Raw genomic sequence first — 14,489 nt, forward strand, 5'->3', positions numbered from 1 at the left:
GCCGCTCACAAGATCACCGTCATGCCGTCGTAGCCGGGCTCGATCCCGGCGGGCAGCGTTGCCACGAGCGAGGCATAATCCATCGACTGGTCCATATGCGTGAGGATCGCGCGCTTGGGTTTGAGGTCCGCGATCCAGCCGAGCGTCGAGCCGAGATCGGCGTGGGTCGGATGCGGCTTCACCCGCAGCGCATCGACCACCCACAGATCGATGCCGGCGAAAAGATCGGCCATGGCGTCGGTCAGATCGTGGAAATCGGTGGAATATCCGATCGATACGCCCTGATGGTCGAAGCGGATGCCAGCCGATGTGATGCCGCCATGGGGCTGATCGACCACCCGCACGCGCAGGTCGCCAATGGCCGCATCATCCTCCAGCAGCCGCGCCTCGGCCGTCGCTGGGTAGCCGCCGCGTCCCTCGAACACATAGCCGAAGCGGTGGCGCAGTTCATCGAGCGTCCAGGCGCGGGCATAGGCCGGCACCGGCGCGCCGCGCACATGGAAGAGCTGGCGCAGATCGTCGAGTCCGTGGCAGTGATCGGCATGATCGTGCGTCCAGATCGCCGCATCGATCGCGCCGATGCCGTTGGCCAACAGCTGCTCGCGCATGTCCGGGCCGGTATCGACCAGCAGCCGGGTCGTGTCGCTCTCGACCGCGATCGACGCGCGGCTACGCCGGTTCCTCGGCTCGGCGGGATCGCACGCGCCCCAATCGCCCCCGATCCGTGGCACGCCCGAGGATGTGCCGCAGCCGAGGATCACGAGCTTCACGGGCGGTGCGCTTTCGTGAACAATGTGAAGAAGTTGGCGGCGGTGGTTTCCGCCAGTTGCTCGACCGGCACGCCGCGCAGATCGGCGAGGAAACGCGCGGTGTCGGCAACGAAGCCGGGCTCACAGGGCTTGCCCCGATGCGGCACCGGCGCGAGGAACGGGCTGTCGGTTTCGATCAGCAGGCGATCCGCCGGGATTGTCGCGGCGGTGGCTTGCAAATCCTTGGCGTTCTTGAACGTCACGATACCCGAAATCGAGATATAGAGGCCCAAATCCAGTGCCTTGGCGGCGAAATCGGCCGAGGCGGTGAAGCAGTGGATGACGCCGGGATAAGCCCCCTTCCCCATCTCGTCGGCCAGGATTTCGGCGGTGTCGGCCTCCGCATCGCGGGTATGGACGATCAGCGGCAGGCCGGTCTCGCGCGCGGCGACGATATGGGCGCGGAAGCTCGTGCGCTGCTGGTCGCGATCGGACTTGTCGTAATAATAATCGAGGCCGGTCTCGCCGATCGCCACGACCCTCGGGTGCGCGGCGGCGGCGACCAGCTTGGCGGTGTCCACATCGGGATGCTGGTCGGCCTCATGCGGGTGAATGCCGATCGAGGCCCACACGTCCGCCTCGCGCTCGGCGACGGCGACGACCTCGGGCCATTCCTTCTCGCGGGTCGAGATGTTGAGCATCGTGCCCACGCCGCGCGCCCGCGCCCGATCGAGCGCACCGGCCTGATCCTCTACCAGACCCGGGTAGATCAGGTGGCAGTGGCTATCGACCAGCATTGTCTGTCTCGACGATGCGGGGGAACACGCCCTGCGGCGGCGGCAAAGCAAGGCCGGGCTGCAAGCGATTGCCGAGGCTCGCGAAATCGCGCGCGTCGGCCCCCTGCCCGACCAGATCGAGCAATTTGTCCGCGCTCGCCGGGATCGCCCAGCGGACGAGGATCGCGAGCTGGCGGATCGTCTCGGCGGTCTCGTAGAGGATCGCGTCGGCGGCAATTGGATCGGTCTTGCGGACGGCCCAGGGCGCGGCGTCGGCGAAATAGCGATTGGCCTCGCCGACCGCTTCCCAGATCGCCTCCAGCGCGCGATGCGGGGCGAGCGCGATCATTGCCTCGTCCAGCTTCGCCTTGGCGGTCGCCAGCACGGCGGGCATGTCCGATCCGGCGCGCGGCTGCGGAACCACGCCGCCACAATTCTTGGCGATGATCGACAGGCAGCGTTGCGCCAGATTGCCGAGGCCGTTGGCGAGATCGGCGTTGGAGCGGGTGACGATCGCGTCGTGGCTGTAGCTGCCGTCCTGCCCGAAACTCACTTCGCGCAGCAGGAAATAGCGGAGTTGATCGACGCCATAGGTCCGCGCCATCTCGATCGGATCGACGACGTTGCCGACCGACTTCGACATTTTCTCGCCCCGGTTGAGCAGGAAGCCGTGGCCGAACACCGATTTGGGCAGGGCGATATTGGCCGACATCAGGAAGGCGGGCCAATAGACCGCGTGGAAACGCACGATATCCTTGCCGATGATGTGCACATCGGCCGGCCAGCGCGCGGTGTAAGTGTCTGACGGATAACCGATACCCGTGAGATAGTTGGTCAGCGCATCGACCCAGACGTACATGACGTGGCCCGGGCTGCCCGGCACCGGCACGCCCCAATCGAAGCTGGTGCGCGAGATCGACAGATCGGCCAGACCGCCCTTCACGAAGCTCACCACCTCGTTGCGGCGGCCTTCGGGGCGGATGAAATCGGGGTTGGCCTCATAATGCGCCAGCAGCCGATCGGCGAAGGCGGAGAGGCGGAAGAACCAGCTTTCCTCGACGGTCCATTCGACCGGTGTGCCCTGCGGCGAGAGCTTGGCGCCGCCATCGCCCTCGATCAGTTCGTCCTCGCCATAGAAGGCTTCGTCGCGGACCGAATACCAGCCCTCGTAGCGGCCGGGATAGATGTCGCCGGCGGCGGCCATCGCCTCCCACAGCGCCGTCACCGCCGCATAATGATCAGCCTCGGTGGTGCGGATGAAGCGATCGTAGGAGATGTTGAGAAGATCGTCCATCTCGCGGAAATAGGACGACATTTCATCGGCCAGCGCACGCACCTCGACGCCCCGGTCGCGCGCGGTCTGCGCCATTTTCAGGCCATGCTCGTCGGTGCCGGTCATGAAGAAGACGTCGCGCCCGGCGAGGCGATGGTAGCGCGCGATGGCGTCGGTCGCGATCGCTTCATAAGCGTGGCCGATGTGCGGGCGGCCGTTGGGGTAGCTGATCGCGGTGGTGATGTAGAAGGGCTCGGCCATGGCCTAGCCTTTAGCGCGCTCGGGAGCCGGGGCAAGCGCGGCGACGAGGCCGGCCAGTTCGAACACGGTCGCCTGGCTGTCGCCCGAGGTGCGCAGCGCCACCTCGGCGACGGTGCGGGCGCGCTGCCACAGGTCGATCGCATGGGCGAGCGGGCCGCCGCTTAGGCCGCGCGCGGCGATGGCGATACGGGCGGGCGCGCGCTCCAGAAACGCCTCGTAGCGCGGCTGGGCGGCCTTCAGCGACAGGGTGCGGGCGAGCGCGATGCGGCCGGCGTTGCTGGCGTCGCCCTCGCGCGCCAGCCGGTCGAGCGCGGCGTCCATGCCCGGCACGTCGAGCCCGGCGAAGCGCATCGCGGCACCCGGCGCGCCGGCGGCGATGCGGGTGAGGGCCTGCGCCTCGGCCGCGTCGCCCAGTTCGCGGGTGAGGACGGTGGCGGTCTGGCCGTCGTCGAGCGGCTGGAAGCGGAGCAGGCGGCAGCGCGAGCGGATCGTCGGCAGCAGCCGGCCGGGGGCGTGGCTGACGAGCAGGAAGATCGTGCCCTGCGGCGGCTCCTCAAGATTCTTGAGCAAGGCATTGGCACCGCCGCGTTCCATATCGTCGATCGCGTCGATCACGATCACCCGGCGCGGGCTGAGCGAGGGGGTGGTGGCGAACATCGCGGGCAGGCCGCGAACCTGATCGACGGTGATCGAGCGCGCCAGATCGCCGGTCTTGTCCTTCTCCAGCCGGGCGAGGCGGCGGTAATCGGGGTGGGACCCGGCGGCCATCAGCCGGGCGATGCGATGCTCCTCGGGCACGGCGAGCGTGTCGCCGCGCACCGGCGGGCCGGCTGCATCGGCCAGCAGACGCAGCGCCGCCGCCTCGGCGAAGCGCGCCTTGCCTACGCCCTGCGGCCCGGCGAGCAGCCAGGCATGATGCAGCCGATCCGACGAAAGCGCATCGAGGAAGGCCGCCACGGCTGCTTCATGGCCAACGAGACCGCTCACAGCATATCGTCCAGCGCGGCGACGAGCCGATCGGTCACCATATCCTGCGAACCGCTGGCATCGACCACCCGGAAGCGACTGGTATCATTGACTGCGAGCACCAGAAAGCTGTCCGCGACGGCGCGGTGATAGGCCAGCCCCTTCTCGCCGATGCGATCGGGCGTGTCCTCGCGCGCCAGTCCCTCGGCGGGGTCGAGCGTCAGCAGCAGGGTGCGATCGGGCAGGAAACCGTTGCTGCCGACATCGTGGAGCATGCGGATCGCCGCCTCCCCTACCCCGCCGGCGCCGCCCTGATAGGCGATCGAGCTGTCGAGAAAGCGATCGCAGATCACCCAGCGGCCGTCGTCGAGCGCCGGCAGGATCGTGCGGGCGACATGATCGGCGCGCGCGGCGGCGAACAGCAAGGCCTCCGCGCCGGCCGACCAGCGATCGGCGCCGCCCTGCAACAGCAGCGCGCGGATCGCCTCGGCCCCGGCGCTACCGCCCGGCTCGCGGGTCAGCAAGGTCTCGATACCCCGCGCCTGCAAGGCGGCGACCAGCCGCTTGGCCTGCGTGGACTTGCCGACGCCCTCGCCGCCCTCCAGGCTGATGAACCGCCCTCTCTGGCTCACGAAAGCCCGATGAGGTGGCGCAGGCCCGCCCAGACGCGATCGAAGAAACCCGCCTCGCCCACGTCGGCGGCGGCGACGAGCGGCAGGCGCTGCGGCGGCGCGTCGGCGGTGCGGACGAGCAGATCGGCGACATGATCGCCCTTCTTGATCGGCGCCTTGAGCGGCCCGGCATAGACGACCGAGGTCTTCATGTCGGAGCCGAGCCCCGCCGGCACCGTCACCGCCAGATCGCGCGCCGCCACCAGCCCGACCGACGTCGCGTCGCCCAGCTGCACCTTGGCGGTGCCGACCGACTTGCCCTTGGCCAGCACCGGCTTGGCGGTCCAGGCGCGGAAGCCCCAGTTCATGAAGGACACGGATTCGTCGATCCGCGCGCCCGCGCTGCCGAGCTTGGCCAGCACCATCACGAGGCGGCGGTTGTTCTGGATGGCGGAACCGGTGAAGCCATAGCCGGCCTCCTCGGTATGGCCGGTCTTGAGGCCGTCGGCGCCCGCGACGCGGCCCAGCAGCGGATCGCGATTGGCCTGCGTGATCGCCGCGCCCGATCCGAGCGTCTTGCCCCAGGTGAAGTTCGGGCGGCTGTAGAAGGTCTTGTAGAGATCGGGGAAATTCTGGATTGTCGCCGTCGCCAGCGTGCCGAGGTCGCGCGCGGTGACATAGGTGACGCCGCCATCGGGCCAGCCGTTCGACGTGCCGAAGTGGCTGTTCTTGAGGCCGATTTCGGCCGCGCGGCGGTTCATCAGCGCGGCGAAGGCAGGCTCGGTGCCCGAAATCTGCTCGGCCAGCACGACGCAGGCGTCATTGCCCGAAAGCGTCACGATGCCGAACAGCAGGTTCGCCACCGATACCTGCTCGCCAGGTGACAGGAACATGGTGGAGCCGGCGGCGGGGCCGTGCCACTGCTTCCACGTCTCGGGCCGCACCGTCACCATCTGGTCGAGCTTCAACTCGCCCTTCTTGATGAGATCGAAGGCGACGTAGACGGTCATCATCTTGGCCATCGACGCCGGCGGCATCCGCAGATCGGCATTCTTGGAATAGAGGACCGCGCCCGAGGAGAGATCCTGCATGTAGGCGATCTCGGCGGTCGTCTCGAACGGCGGCGCGGCGGCCTCCGCCGATCCCAGCGCCAGAGCCATCACCGCCGACACACCGGCGATTCGCACTATCATCGAACCCATGCCTACCCCTTGAATACGCCAATTTACCTGAAGGGCTTCACCAGCCTGCCGCCGTGATAGCCGCGCGCGCCAAGCTGCGCCAGCACGAGCGTGGCGGAAGGTTCGTCGGCGAACGGGCCGACCCGCACGCGATACAGCCCCTCGCCGAAGGTCACCTGCCCGCCGACATCCTTCGCTACCTTGGCGGCGCGATCGGGATCGCCATAGGCGCCGACCTGCGCGTACCAGCCCGATTGCGCCATGGCCGGCGCGATAATCTGCGGCGTCACTGGGCGCGGATCGGGCGCGCGGGCGAGCAGCCGGCGGCGATCCTGATCCAGCTCCGAACTGGTGGCGAAGGCGGGGTCGCGCGCGGTGTCGCCCGATCGCAGCGCCAGCCGGTCGCGCTCGTCCGGGAAGACGCGGCGGACACGGACCGGCCCGATGCCGGCGCGGTCGATCCCCAGCATCTGCGCCGCCTTGCGCGACAGATCGATGATGCGGTTCGGCACGAAGGGGCCGCGATCGTTGACCCGCACGATGATGCGCTTGCCGGTGCGCAATGAGGTCACCTCGGCGTAGCTCGGCAGCGGCATCGTCTTGTGGGCCGCGCCGACCATGTCCATGTCGTAGCGCTCGCCATTGGCGGTCTGGCCGCCGTGGAAATCATCGCCATACCAGCTTGCGATGCCGACCTCGTCATAGGATGGGTCGTCGACCGGCGTGTAGGTGATGCCGAGCACGGTATAGGGCTTGCCGACCTTGACCGGGAAATCGGCGACCGGCCCGCGCGGCGGCCGTGGCGTCTCGCCCCGCGCCGGCGGGCGCTGGACGGGCTCGGGGCGGCGCGGTCCGCTGGAGCAGGCGGCGAGGACCAGCAGCGACGCCAGCCCGGCGCGGCTATTCCACGATCGCATCGGCCAGCAGCGCCACCGACAGCGCATAATGGTTGGAGCAATTATAGGCCAGGATCGGGCGGAAGTTGGTGGTCAGCAGATATCCGGTCGCGCCGATGCCGTCGGGCTCGATCAGCGCGGCCAGCTCGGTATCGGCCGGCGCGCGCGCGGCGAGCGGCTGGATGCCCAGCGCGCGCCATTCGCCCACCGTCAGCCAGCGGCTGTGGCGATCGAACACCTTCTGGCATTCGGGCGAGCGGGCCAGCGGCGCGGTGGCAACGCGATCCAGGGTGGGCGGCACCCGCACCGGCACGCCCCACGGCACGCCCGGCTTCCACCCGGCATCGAGCAGGTAGCGCGCGATCGAGGCCAGCGCATCGGCCTCGTTCGCCCAGATATCGACCTTGCCATCGCCATCGCCATCCGCGCCGAGACGGATGTAGGTGGAGGGCAGGAATTGCGGATAGCCCGTGGCGCCGGCCCAACTGCCCTTCAGCAGATCGCGCGGCGCGCCGCGATCGAGCATCTTGAGCGCGGCGATATATTCCCCGCTGAAGAGCGCGCGGCGGCGGCCTTCATAGGCGAGCGATGCCAGCGAACGCAGCAGATCGAAATTGCCGGTGACCGCGCCATAGCCGGTCTCCTGCCCGTAGATCGCCAGCACGATCGCGCCCGACACGCCGGTCTGCGCCTCGATTCGCGCCAGCATCGGCGCCAGCGCCTCCATCTTCCGCTTGCCGCGGCCGATGCGATAGGGCTCGACATGCGCGGCCTTGTACGGCGCGAAGGGCGGCGGCGGCGCGGGATTGCCCGAGAAGCCCCCCGGCTGCGAGCGATCGAGATCGACGACCCGCTGGTTGAAGGTGAGCGAAGCCAGCACGCTGTCGAACGTCTCGGGCCGCACCCCCTCGGCCAGCGCGCGCGGGCGCAGGCCGGTGAGATAGGTCCGCATCGCCGCATCGTGGCCGGCGCCGTCCTGGGCATCGGCGGCGAGCGGCAGAAGGGCCAGGCAGAAGGCGAGAATAGCGGCGGTGCGGCGCATCGCACCCCTCTTGGCACAGCCCGCGCTGCATCGCAAAAGCCGATGCGCCCGCCGTTTGCATTTCAGGGCCGATCGGCTAGGCGCTGCGGCCGACGGATGGGTGGCCGAGTGGTTTAAGGCAGCGGTCTTGAAAACCGCCGACGTGCAAGCGTCCGTGGGTTCGAATCCCACCCCATCCGCCATTTGCCACTTCCGGCCCCTGCCAACCGCGTCCGTTTTGGCTCGCTTTTCAGCCACTGTTCCCCTATTGTTTGCGCGATCGGGGTCCAGCCGCATCCAGTGCGACTGGCGCTCGGTTGGGGCCCGTTTGGGGGCTCCAGGTCAGAGATTGGGGGCCTCATGCTGAGCGATACTCAATGCCGCCGGGCCAAGGCGATCGACAAGCCAGTGAAGCTGTCGGACGAGAAGGGCCTGTATCTGTTCGTGACGCCAGCCGGCGGGCGCATCTGGCGGCTTAAGTATCGTTTCGCCGGCAAGGAAAAGAAGCTCGTGTTCGGGCCCTACCCGGAGGTGTCGCTCGCCGAGGCGCGCGATCTGCGCGACGAAGCTCGGCGGCTGCTGCGAGACCATCACGACCCGGCCGTCACGAAGAAAGCAGCGCTCGTGACCAGCCGCGCCGACAACGCCAACACCTTCGAGCTGATCGCGACTCAGTGGCACGCTTTGAACAAGGGCATGTGGGCGACGCGACACGCGGAAGATGTCATCCACAGCCTAAAGCGCGATGTCTTCCCGGCGATCGGCGCCTTGCCCATCCGCGACATCAAGACGCCCAAAGTGCTGGAGCTTCTCCGCGCCATTGAGGCGCGACCGGCGATCGAGACGGCGAAGCGCGTCCGGCAGCGGATTTCCGCTGTGTTCGTCTACGCGATCGGCGAGGGAATCGCCGACGATGATCCGGCCGCCGTGGTGAAGTCGGCCCTCAAGCCGCTGCATCGCGGCAAGCAGCCGGCGATCACCGATCTGGTGAAGGCCCGCAAGGTGCTGGCCGACGCCGAGGCCGAGGACGCCCACCCGGTCACGAAGCTGGCGCTGCGTCTGCTCGCACTGACGGCAGTTCGGCCGGGTGAGCTGCGCGGGGCGCGGTGGGACGAGATCGAGGGTATCGATTGGAGCGATCCAGCCGCTCAGCCGGTGGAGCCGTTGTGGCGTATCCCGGCCGCGCGGATGAAAGGGCGGCTGACCCGCAAGGAGGAAGTGGGCGGCGACCACCTTGTGCCGCTCTCCCGGCAGGCCATCGATGTCCTGCGCACCGCCTATAGCTTATCCGGTCGGGGCCCCCTGCCCTTCCCCAATGCCCGCCACTCGCACCGCCCCATGAGCGAAAACGCGATCGGCTATTTGTTGAACAGGGCCGGCTATCACCATCGCCATGTGCCGCACGGCTGGCGGGCGACCTTCTCGACCATCATGAATGAGCGCTTCAAGGCCGATCACGACATCATCGAACTGATGCTGGCCCACGTCGCGCAGAACAAGGTGAAGGCGGCCTACGATCGTGCCGCCCACCTCGATCGGCGCCGGGAGCTTGCCCAGCTATGGGCGGACCTGATTGCGGATGGCCTGCGGCCGGCGGCCGAAGTCATCATCGGCCCGCGCCGGTGATGACTATGCAGCCTGGGTAAGCCTCTGCTCCATCCATGCGCGCACCTCGGATTCGAGCCAGATCACCTTGTTCGGGCCGATACGCTTCCGCGTGGGAAACGCCGGCGGGGTTTGCGCCATCATGTCGTATATCGTCGACTTCTTGTAGCCGGTCATCTTCAAGACCTCCGGCAGGCACAGGAAGCGCTCACCGCTGGCGATCATCACGCACCTCCTTCCATTCGACACGCGCCGATTCGATCGGCGCGCCATCGGCGGTTTCCAGCCAGCACACCAGGCCCGGCTGGCCACGCCTGCTCACGGCATAGAACCGCGGCGACCAGCTTTTCGGCTTTGCTTTAGGCAGAGTGCGCGCCGCGCGAACTCTCAACGTCCAGACCGCTCGCCTCGGCCTACGTCGAAGCCAGAAATGGCGGACCAATGACCGCACGAAGGCGCGCCATATGTTCACTGACAGCGTCCTTCCAGACGCAACGACGCGCCTCATCCCTTTTCTCCCTCATCGACGCGAGCCTCTTGCCCGGCCGGGAGGACGGTGATGACGACGCCCTCCCGAACTGCCACTTCGGGCGAATGCGCCTCAGCCATGGCTTGAATTTCATCTTCAACCTCCGCCATGTTCCAGCCACGAAACCGCTCGAGGAACCGCACGATTGCGTGATCGGTGATGACGAGCTTCGCCGGCTTTCGATTGCGGACAGCTTCAGTGACCAGTGATTGCACCGTGGCGAGACGAGCGCGCTCTCGTTCACAAGCTCGGATCATGGCGCGAATTTCCAATTCGTAGCTGTGAAGAACGCTGTCCGGCACCTGATCGAATGGGTTGTGGAGACGATGCAGGGTGTCTGAATGCCAGTGCGGCACATCAAGGCGGCGCTTGCTCAACGCGCCCTCCCGCTTCCGATATCGACAGCTTCCTTCATGGAGCGATCCTCGCTGCTTGAAAGCAAGCCACGCCGCCGAACCTCGTCGATGAGCTGCTCGTCGGATATTCCTGCCAGAGAGGCACCGAGGACGGTGATACGGCGCGCCCGGTGCGGCTCACGGCTGATTAGGCCATGCTCCTCCAGGCGCTTAAGGCTGACGCTGACGGCGCCCCGGCTGGTGACGCCGGTGCCAATCATCATGTCGTCGAATGATGGCGACATGCCGTCGTGGCTGGCCTGATAGCGCTCGATGAAGCGCAGCAGTTCACGCTGAGCGGCCGTCATGCGACATCCATTCCTGGTTGCGCGAAGGCGCCGTGATCGTCGGCGCACCCGGTGGCGGCGTCGGGATCAATCGGTCCCCGCAGGAGGTCGAGACCGCACTGAACCTCAAGGAGACGCATCACAGCGCCAGCGATCTCGATCGGCTGGATTGCTCCAGCGAAGATGACGTCTTTTGCATTATCCATCGTCATAGGCGTCCCGGCTGTAGCGGCAGCCCGGCGGTATTCCCGCAGCACCTCGTCAGCCACGATATGAGTGATCGCTAAGCGCCGGGCTTCAACAGCCTCCCCGCTCGTCCGGCTGACGATGCGCGGCGCGATAGATCGCACGCTTCGCTCCAGGCCGTAGAGCCATTTGGCCCGAAGCAGGGCGGCGGTGTTGCCCGCTGCGAAGCGAAAATCGGCGTCCCGCCTTATGCGGTCGGCAATGCGATCCCGCATGGCTTCAGCCGATGCCAGTGCCAGCCGGTCGATTCTCTTCATGTCAGCGGGCTCCTGTATTTGGGACCGGGCGCGCATTGGGGGAGCGCGGGTTGCTCGCCCGGTCCTGCTCGACACCGCCGGGGGGCGTGGCGGCGGCAAGCATCTCGTGATGGGTGATGGTCGCGATCTCTTCGCACACGACGAAGGCGCTTCCGGGGGACTTGAGAGCTAGGCGGCCAGCCTCGGCGCAGGCCGCCCTCGCAGTGCTGTGGCGCTGCCGGCGCTGCGCGTGCCGGCGGCTCGTCTGCGCGACGAAGAACCGACCCGTCATCGATAGATCGCCTTGCCGCAATGAATGCAGGCACACGGCAGGCCTCGCCGGACATCGACGCCCATGCGCGCCACACGGCGCTTCCACGCATCGTGCGAGCCGATGTCATAGACGTGCAACCCAAGCAGGCAGCCGAGGCGCTGGAGGTCTAGCGGCATTGCACGCCCTTTCGATTGAGGCGGGCCGGCTGCACCGCCATCCAGACTATCGCCATCTTGCCGCTCGCGTTGCGGCGGCGCTCTCCGGTGTCCCTGATCTTGCCCAGGCGGCCGAGTTCGGTGACCCGGGGTCGAATGGACAGTATCGACCACCCTAGCCGCGCGGCCACCTGATCGGCTGTTAGGCCATTCGAGCGCTCCAGCACGTCGAGCGCCATCGTGCGAAGGATCGGCGCCGCCTCGGCCGCCGCCCGACGCGACGTGTCGCGATCTTGGGCGCCGGGCGCGCAAGGGTAGCGGAACAGGTCGCTCGTCATGAGCCACTGTACTCGGCGGCAGGATAGGCTGGCGCTAAGCCACGCGCTTCTGCCTCCAGCATCGCGTCCCATCCGTCCGCGCCCCGTCCCTGCGCCCGCGCGACAAGGAACTTGAACGCGAAAGCCGCAGCATCGGGTGACGGGATCGCCATCAATCGATCCTCGGCATCGGTGCGAACATCTTGGAGGCGCTGGCTCTCGCCCCAAACCCCGCCTGGCACCGCCTCTACGAGCGCGCTACGCTCCGGGCCGATCGGGAGGTCGCGAAACCCGCAGACATTGATGTGCGCGGAATCGAAAGCCCTCTCGGCATACGCGGCCGACAGATACGCCAGCTTGACCGCAATCCAGGTGGGATCAGCCACGCGTGCCTCCCATCCCTATCGCGAGGTTCGCAACCGATCGCATTTCTCGGGTGGCCTCCGAATGAAGGCGGATCGCCAGCATGGTGATGTCATGCAAGCTGTCGCCCCGTATCCGCACCGCCTCCAGCGTCCAGCCATCACCGGCGTTAGCGATCTGATATGCCTTTTCGTCCAAAACCTTGAGCAGCGCCCCCACCTCGCTCAGGCGGGCCTCAAGGTCGGTCAGGCGGTCGTTCATTGATAAGATCCGAGAGGCAGTCATGACCGACCTCCCAGCACGAGCCAGCCGTTGCTCGTGGGCAGCCCGAACCGGCGGATCACGCGCTTGATGTGGCTCCGGTTGGCGTACCGCTGGACGGCGTCGTTCATCCGCCGCCCGGCCGCGATGAGGTTTGCTCGCTCCATCTCGGGCGTGGCGAGATCAAGCAGACGGCTCGACAATCCGCCGGTCTCAATCCCTCCATCAGAGTCGATCATCACCCAGCCGCCGATGGCAAGGAAGCCGCGGATCGCTGCCGTGGTGCCTCTCGTGTCGGCCGGCAGGAAGTCGTTCACCGCGCCGCGCGATCGGAGAGCCTCCACGATCGCCTCGCGCCGACCGGCTGCGGAGTGCATATGCTCCACGAGAAGATTGATCCGGATCGAGGTATCGCGAGTCATCGCTTCGTCCCGAATGCCGAGGTTCAACACCTCGGGCTGACCAGGACGAAGCTCAAGGCGAACGACAACGGCGATCGTCTGCATCGCTGCGAGCCAGAGCAGCGCATAGGTCTCAACGTCGTCGGAGAGCTGGTCGAGCCACCCGATCTGCTGTTCTATCGGCGGCGTGGCGTCGAGTAGATCGACGTTGCCCAACACTGGCTGAGCTTCGGCCTCCATCACAGCGCTCATGCGACCGCTCCCGTCGCAATCGACTGGGGCACTCGTTTGAGGTCGCGCACCGTCGGTGCTGGGCGGTAAAGCCCAACGATCGGACCAAGGATCATCTGCCGAAGGGCCCAATCGTAATAAGGCCCTTGCGGGTTGGCATAGCGCCGCTGGTCGTGGATCACCTTTGAATAGAGGGAGATCGTCTCCCAGCTATCGGGTCGCCTCGCGCAGCGGCGGACAAATGCGATTTCGCGCTCAATCTGCCGGCGCGAATCCGGCTGCGGTGCGAGCGGCGTCTGCCGCTCGATGCAATAGAAGCCCTCGACAGGCTCGTTGTACTTGGCCCACCCCTCTTCGTAGACCGCAACCTCACCGGGACGGAGCAGCGTCAGCCCATCATGGCGGACTGGCTCGATACCGAAACCGGGCAAAATGGTGTCGAAGATCTGAAGCCTGAGGCAGTCGCCCCGCATTTCCACTTCGAGCGGCTCCGCCACCGCCCGCATAGCAGCCGCCGCAGCGGCCATGTTCGTCTGTTCACCGCGCACCCTAGGTGCGCCCAGTGCCTGGCTGGCCATGAGCCGCCTCCCGCTTGAGTGAGGCAGGCGGATCGGCGGAGGCTAGGGCTCGATAATCGCAGCCCGAAGCACGTCTTTCCCATCCTGCGCATCGGAGTCGGCCTTGCGGGCACTCATCCGATAGCCGCAGAGTATGAGAACACTTCGATATTCGTCAACAGCAAACTTGGGGGTCAGGCTCTTCGGCTTATACCCACGACACGCCCCACCACATGGAACTCGGAGCTATCCACCTCGAAATCACTGATAGATGGATTATCAGAAATAATGAGGTAACGACCGCCCGGCAGTCGTCGGACGCGCTTCACCATGCCGAGGTCACCGTAGGCCAAAGCCCAAAGGCGATCCTGCTGGTTGATGAACTTTTGCTTCGTGTCGATGATCAGACGATCATTATCCAACAACGTCGGGAGCATTGAATCTCCCAGCCCCCTTGCAACAAACAACGACCCCGGGTCGCTGTCGGTCATCTCCCGAAGCCATTCGAGATCAAAGTGCCGAAAGCGCACCCCAGCGCCTTGCTGCGCGTCCAAAAACGTGCCGCCGCCCATCGCGTAACTCAGATCAAATTCCTGCACGCGGGCAAGCCCCTCGTCGGCCAGCGCTCGGGCTACAGCGGAGCGGCTATGGGCATGACCGGGCTCATCCGCCTCACCTTCAAGCCAAGCGATCGACACATCCAGCGCTCCGGCTATGTCGGGTATGTAGCGCGACTTGGAGGTGTGCCCCTTCAAGATCAGGCTGACGGCACCTTGGCTAACGCCGATTTCACGCGCCAGCGCAGACTGGCTCATGCCCTTGTCCGCCATCGCAGACTTCAACCGCTCAACTATAATCATCCTTAAGTTCCTATCGCCCCCGTTGCGAGTTTGCTATT

Annotated in this window: 19 protein-coding genes and 1 tRNA gene; 2 read left to right on the forward strand and 18 right to left on the reverse strand. The window is 66.6% G+C overall.

Going from position 1 to position 14,489, the window contains the following annotated elements; genetic code table 11:
* Positions 1–5 precede the first annotated feature (5 nt).
* The 8 genes from PQ455_RS07220 to PQ455_RS07255 are packed head-to-tail and all read right to left on the reverse strand — an operon-like array spanning position 6 to position 7,755.
* Positions 6–770, reverse strand: a complete 765-nt coding sequence (locus tag PQ455_RS07220) for an MBL fold metallo-hydrolase (RefSeq protein WP_273690489.1) — start codon at positions 768–770, stop codon at positions 6–8.
* A complete protein-coding gene (locus PQ455_RS07225; RefSeq protein ID WP_273690491.1) occupies positions 767–1,546 on the reverse strand; it encodes a TatD family hydrolase in 780 nt (259 codons plus the stop codon). The genes PQ455_RS07220 and PQ455_RS07225 overlap by 4 nt, the downstream gene beginning before the upstream one ends.
* Positions 1,533–3,059, reverse strand: coding sequence for a methionine--tRNA ligase (metG, locus tag PQ455_RS07230; RefSeq protein WP_273690494.1), 1,527 nt, complete (start codon positions 3,057–3,059; stop codon positions 1,533–1,535). Before metG ends, PQ455_RS07225 begins: the two co-directional genes overlap by 14 nt.
* Positions 3,060–3,062: 3 nt before the next feature.
* Positions 3,063–4,046 (reverse strand): AAA family ATPase, encoded by a 984-nt coding sequence (locus PQ455_RS07235; protein ID WP_273690496.1) that lies wholly within the window; start codon positions 4,044–4,046, stop codon positions 3,063–3,065.
* Complete coding sequence (gene tmk / locus PQ455_RS07240; RefSeq protein ID WP_273690498.1) at positions 4,043–4,657, reverse strand: dTMP kinase; 615 nt, start codon at positions 4,655–4,657, stop codon at positions 4,043–4,045. The genes PQ455_RS07235 and tmk overlap by 4 nt, the downstream gene beginning before the upstream one ends.
* Entirely contained in the window at positions 4,654–5,829 is a 1,176-nt protein-coding gene (locus PQ455_RS07245) for a D-alanyl-D-alanine carboxypeptidase family protein (protein WP_273691292.1), read from the reverse strand. Before PQ455_RS07245 ends, tmk begins: the two co-directional genes overlap by 4 nt.
* Positions 5,830–5,861: 32 nt before the next feature.
* Positions 5,862–6,734, reverse strand: a complete 873-nt coding sequence (locus PQ455_RS07250) for a septal ring lytic transglycosylase RlpA family protein (protein ID WP_273690500.1) — start codon at positions 6,732–6,734, stop codon at positions 5,862–5,864.
* A complete protein-coding gene (locus PQ455_RS07255) occupies positions 6,718–7,755 on the reverse strand; it encodes a lytic murein transglycosylase (RefSeq protein ID WP_420542843.1) in 1,038 nt (345 codons plus the stop codon). The genes PQ455_RS07250 and PQ455_RS07255 overlap by 17 nt, the downstream gene beginning before the upstream one ends.
* Positions 7,756–7,849: 94 nt before the next feature.
* On the opposite strand from PQ455_RS07255, the gene PQ455_RS07260 reads away from it, so the two are divergent.
* Together PQ455_RS07260 and PQ455_RS07265 are read left to right on the forward strand one after the other, a co-directional pair.
* Positions 7,850–7,937 (forward strand) — tRNA-Ser (locus PQ455_RS07260).
* Between the two features lie 157 nt (positions 7,938–8,094).
* On the forward strand, positions 8,095–9,360 hold the full coding sequence (locus PQ455_RS07265; RefSeq protein WP_273690502.1) for a tyrosine-type recombinase/integrase: 1,266 nt from the start codon (positions 8,095–8,097) through the stop codon (positions 9,358–9,360).
* Positions 9,361–9,363: 3 nt separating this feature from the next.
* Here the strand turns inward: PQ455_RS07265 and PQ455_RS07270 are convergent, their stop codons facing one another.
* The 10 genes from PQ455_RS07270 to PQ455_RS07315 form a co-directional block, all read right to left on the reverse strand.
* Positions 9,364–9,564: a helix-turn-helix transcriptional regulator gene (locus PQ455_RS07270; RefSeq protein WP_273690503.1), complete on the reverse strand. Its 201-nt coding sequence runs from the start codon at positions 9,562–9,564 to the stop codon at positions 9,364–9,366.
* Between the two features lie 279 nt (positions 9,565–9,843).
* Positions 9,844–10,245 (reverse strand): hypothetical protein, encoded by a 402-nt coding sequence (locus PQ455_RS07275; protein ID WP_273690505.1) that lies wholly within the window; start codon positions 10,243–10,245, stop codon positions 9,844–9,846.
* On the reverse strand, positions 10,242–10,571 hold the full coding sequence (locus PQ455_RS07280; RefSeq protein ID WP_273690506.1) for a LexA family protein: 330 nt from the start codon (positions 10,569–10,571) through the stop codon (positions 10,242–10,244). The genes PQ455_RS07275 and PQ455_RS07280 overlap by 4 nt, the downstream gene beginning before the upstream one ends.
* Positions 10,568–11,053, reverse strand: a complete 486-nt coding sequence (locus PQ455_RS07285; RefSeq protein WP_273690508.1) for a hypothetical protein — start codon at positions 11,051–11,053, stop codon at positions 10,568–10,570. Before PQ455_RS07285 ends, PQ455_RS07280 begins: the two co-directional genes overlap by 4 nt.
* Positions 11,054–11,472: 419 nt before the next feature.
* Complete coding sequence (locus PQ455_RS07290) at positions 11,473–11,799, reverse strand: hypothetical protein (RefSeq protein ID WP_273690510.1); 327 nt, start codon at positions 11,797–11,799, stop codon at positions 11,473–11,475.
* Positions 11,796–12,164, reverse strand: a complete 369-nt coding sequence (locus PQ455_RS07295) for a hypothetical protein (protein WP_273690512.1) — start codon at positions 12,162–12,164, stop codon at positions 11,796–11,798. Before PQ455_RS07295 ends, PQ455_RS07290 begins: the two co-directional genes overlap by 4 nt.
* Positions 12,157–12,402, reverse strand: coding sequence for a hypothetical protein (locus PQ455_RS07300; protein ID WP_273690513.1), 246 nt, complete (start codon positions 12,400–12,402; stop codon positions 12,157–12,159). The genes PQ455_RS07295 and PQ455_RS07300 overlap by 8 nt, the downstream gene beginning before the upstream one ends.
* A gap of 20 nt (positions 12,403–12,422) precedes the next feature.
* Complete coding sequence (locus tag PQ455_RS07305; RefSeq protein WP_273690515.1) at positions 12,423–13,055, reverse strand: hypothetical protein; 633 nt, start codon at positions 13,053–13,055, stop codon at positions 12,423–12,425.
* Positions 13,052–13,612, reverse strand: a complete 561-nt coding sequence (locus PQ455_RS07310; RefSeq protein WP_273690516.1) for a hypothetical protein — start codon at positions 13,610–13,612, stop codon at positions 13,052–13,054. The genes PQ455_RS07305 and PQ455_RS07310 overlap by 4 nt, the downstream gene beginning before the upstream one ends.
* 173 nt (positions 13,613–13,785) lie before the next feature.
* Positions 13,786–14,421, reverse strand: coding sequence for an XRE family transcriptional regulator (locus PQ455_RS07315; protein WP_273690518.1), 636 nt, complete (start codon positions 14,419–14,421; stop codon positions 13,786–13,788).
* Positions 14,422–14,489 lie beyond the last annotated feature (68 nt).

The sequence above is a fragment of the Sphingomonas naphthae genome (assembly GCF_028607085.1).
GTDB classification, from domain to species: domain Bacteria; phylum Pseudomonadota; class Alphaproteobacteria; order Sphingomonadales; family Sphingomonadaceae; genus Sphingomonas_Q; species Sphingomonas_Q naphthae.

Bases quoted from the DNA above. Each gene is read 5' to 3' on its own strand.
- PQ455_RS07225 (WP_273690491.1), bottom strand. From the start codon at position 1,546: ATGCTGGTCGATAGCCACTGCCACCTGATCTACCCGGGTCTGGTAGAG.
- metG (WP_273690494.1), bottom strand. From the start codon at position 3,059: ATGGCCGAGCCCTTCTACATCACCACCGCGATCAGCTACCCCAACGGC.
- PQ455_RS07245 (WP_273691292.1), bottom strand. From the start codon at position 5,829: ATGATAGTGCGAATCGCCGGTGTGTCGGCGGTGATGGCTCTGGCGCTG.
- PQ455_RS07250 (WP_273690500.1), bottom strand. From the start codon at position 6,734: ATGCGATCGTGGAATAGCCGCGCCGGGCTGGCGTCGCTGCTGGTCCTC.
- PQ455_RS07255 (WP_420542843.1), bottom strand. From the start codon at position 7,755: ATGCGCCGCACCGCCGCTATTCTCGCCTTCTGCCTGGCCCTTCTGCCG.
- PQ455_RS07265 (WP_273690502.1), top strand. From the start codon at position 8,095: ATGCTGAGCGATACTCAATGCCGCCGGGCCAAGGCGATCGACAAGCCA.
- PQ455_RS07270 (WP_273690503.1), bottom strand. From the start codon at position 9,564: ATGATCGCCAGCGGTGAGCGCTTCCTGTGCCTGCCGGAGGTCTTGAAG.
- PQ455_RS07280 (WP_273690506.1), bottom strand. From the start codon at position 10,571: ATGACGGCCGCTCAGCGTGAACTGCTGCGCTTCATCGAGCGCTATCAG.
- PQ455_RS07285 (WP_273690508.1), bottom strand. From the start codon at position 11,053: ATGAAGAGAATCGACCGGCTGGCACTGGCATCGGCTGAAGCCATGCGG.
- PQ455_RS07290 (WP_273690510.1), bottom strand. From the start codon at position 11,799: ATGACGAGCGACCTGTTCCGCTACCCTTGCGCGCCCGGCGCCCAAGAT.
- PQ455_RS07300 (WP_273690513.1), bottom strand. From the start codon at position 12,402: ATGAACGACCGCCTGACCGACCTTGAGGCCCGCCTGAGCGAGGTGGGG.
- PQ455_RS07305 (WP_273690515.1), bottom strand. From the start codon at position 13,055: ATGAGCGCTGTGATGGAGGCCGAAGCTCAGCCAGTGTTGGGCAACGTC.
- PQ455_RS07310 (WP_273690516.1), bottom strand. From the start codon at position 13,612: ATGGCCAGCCAGGCACTGGGCGCACCTAGGGTGCGCGGTGAACAGACG.
- PQ455_RS07315 (WP_273690518.1), bottom strand. From the start codon at position 14,421: ATGGCGGACAAGGGCATGAGCCAGTCTGCGCTGGCGCGTGAAATCGGC.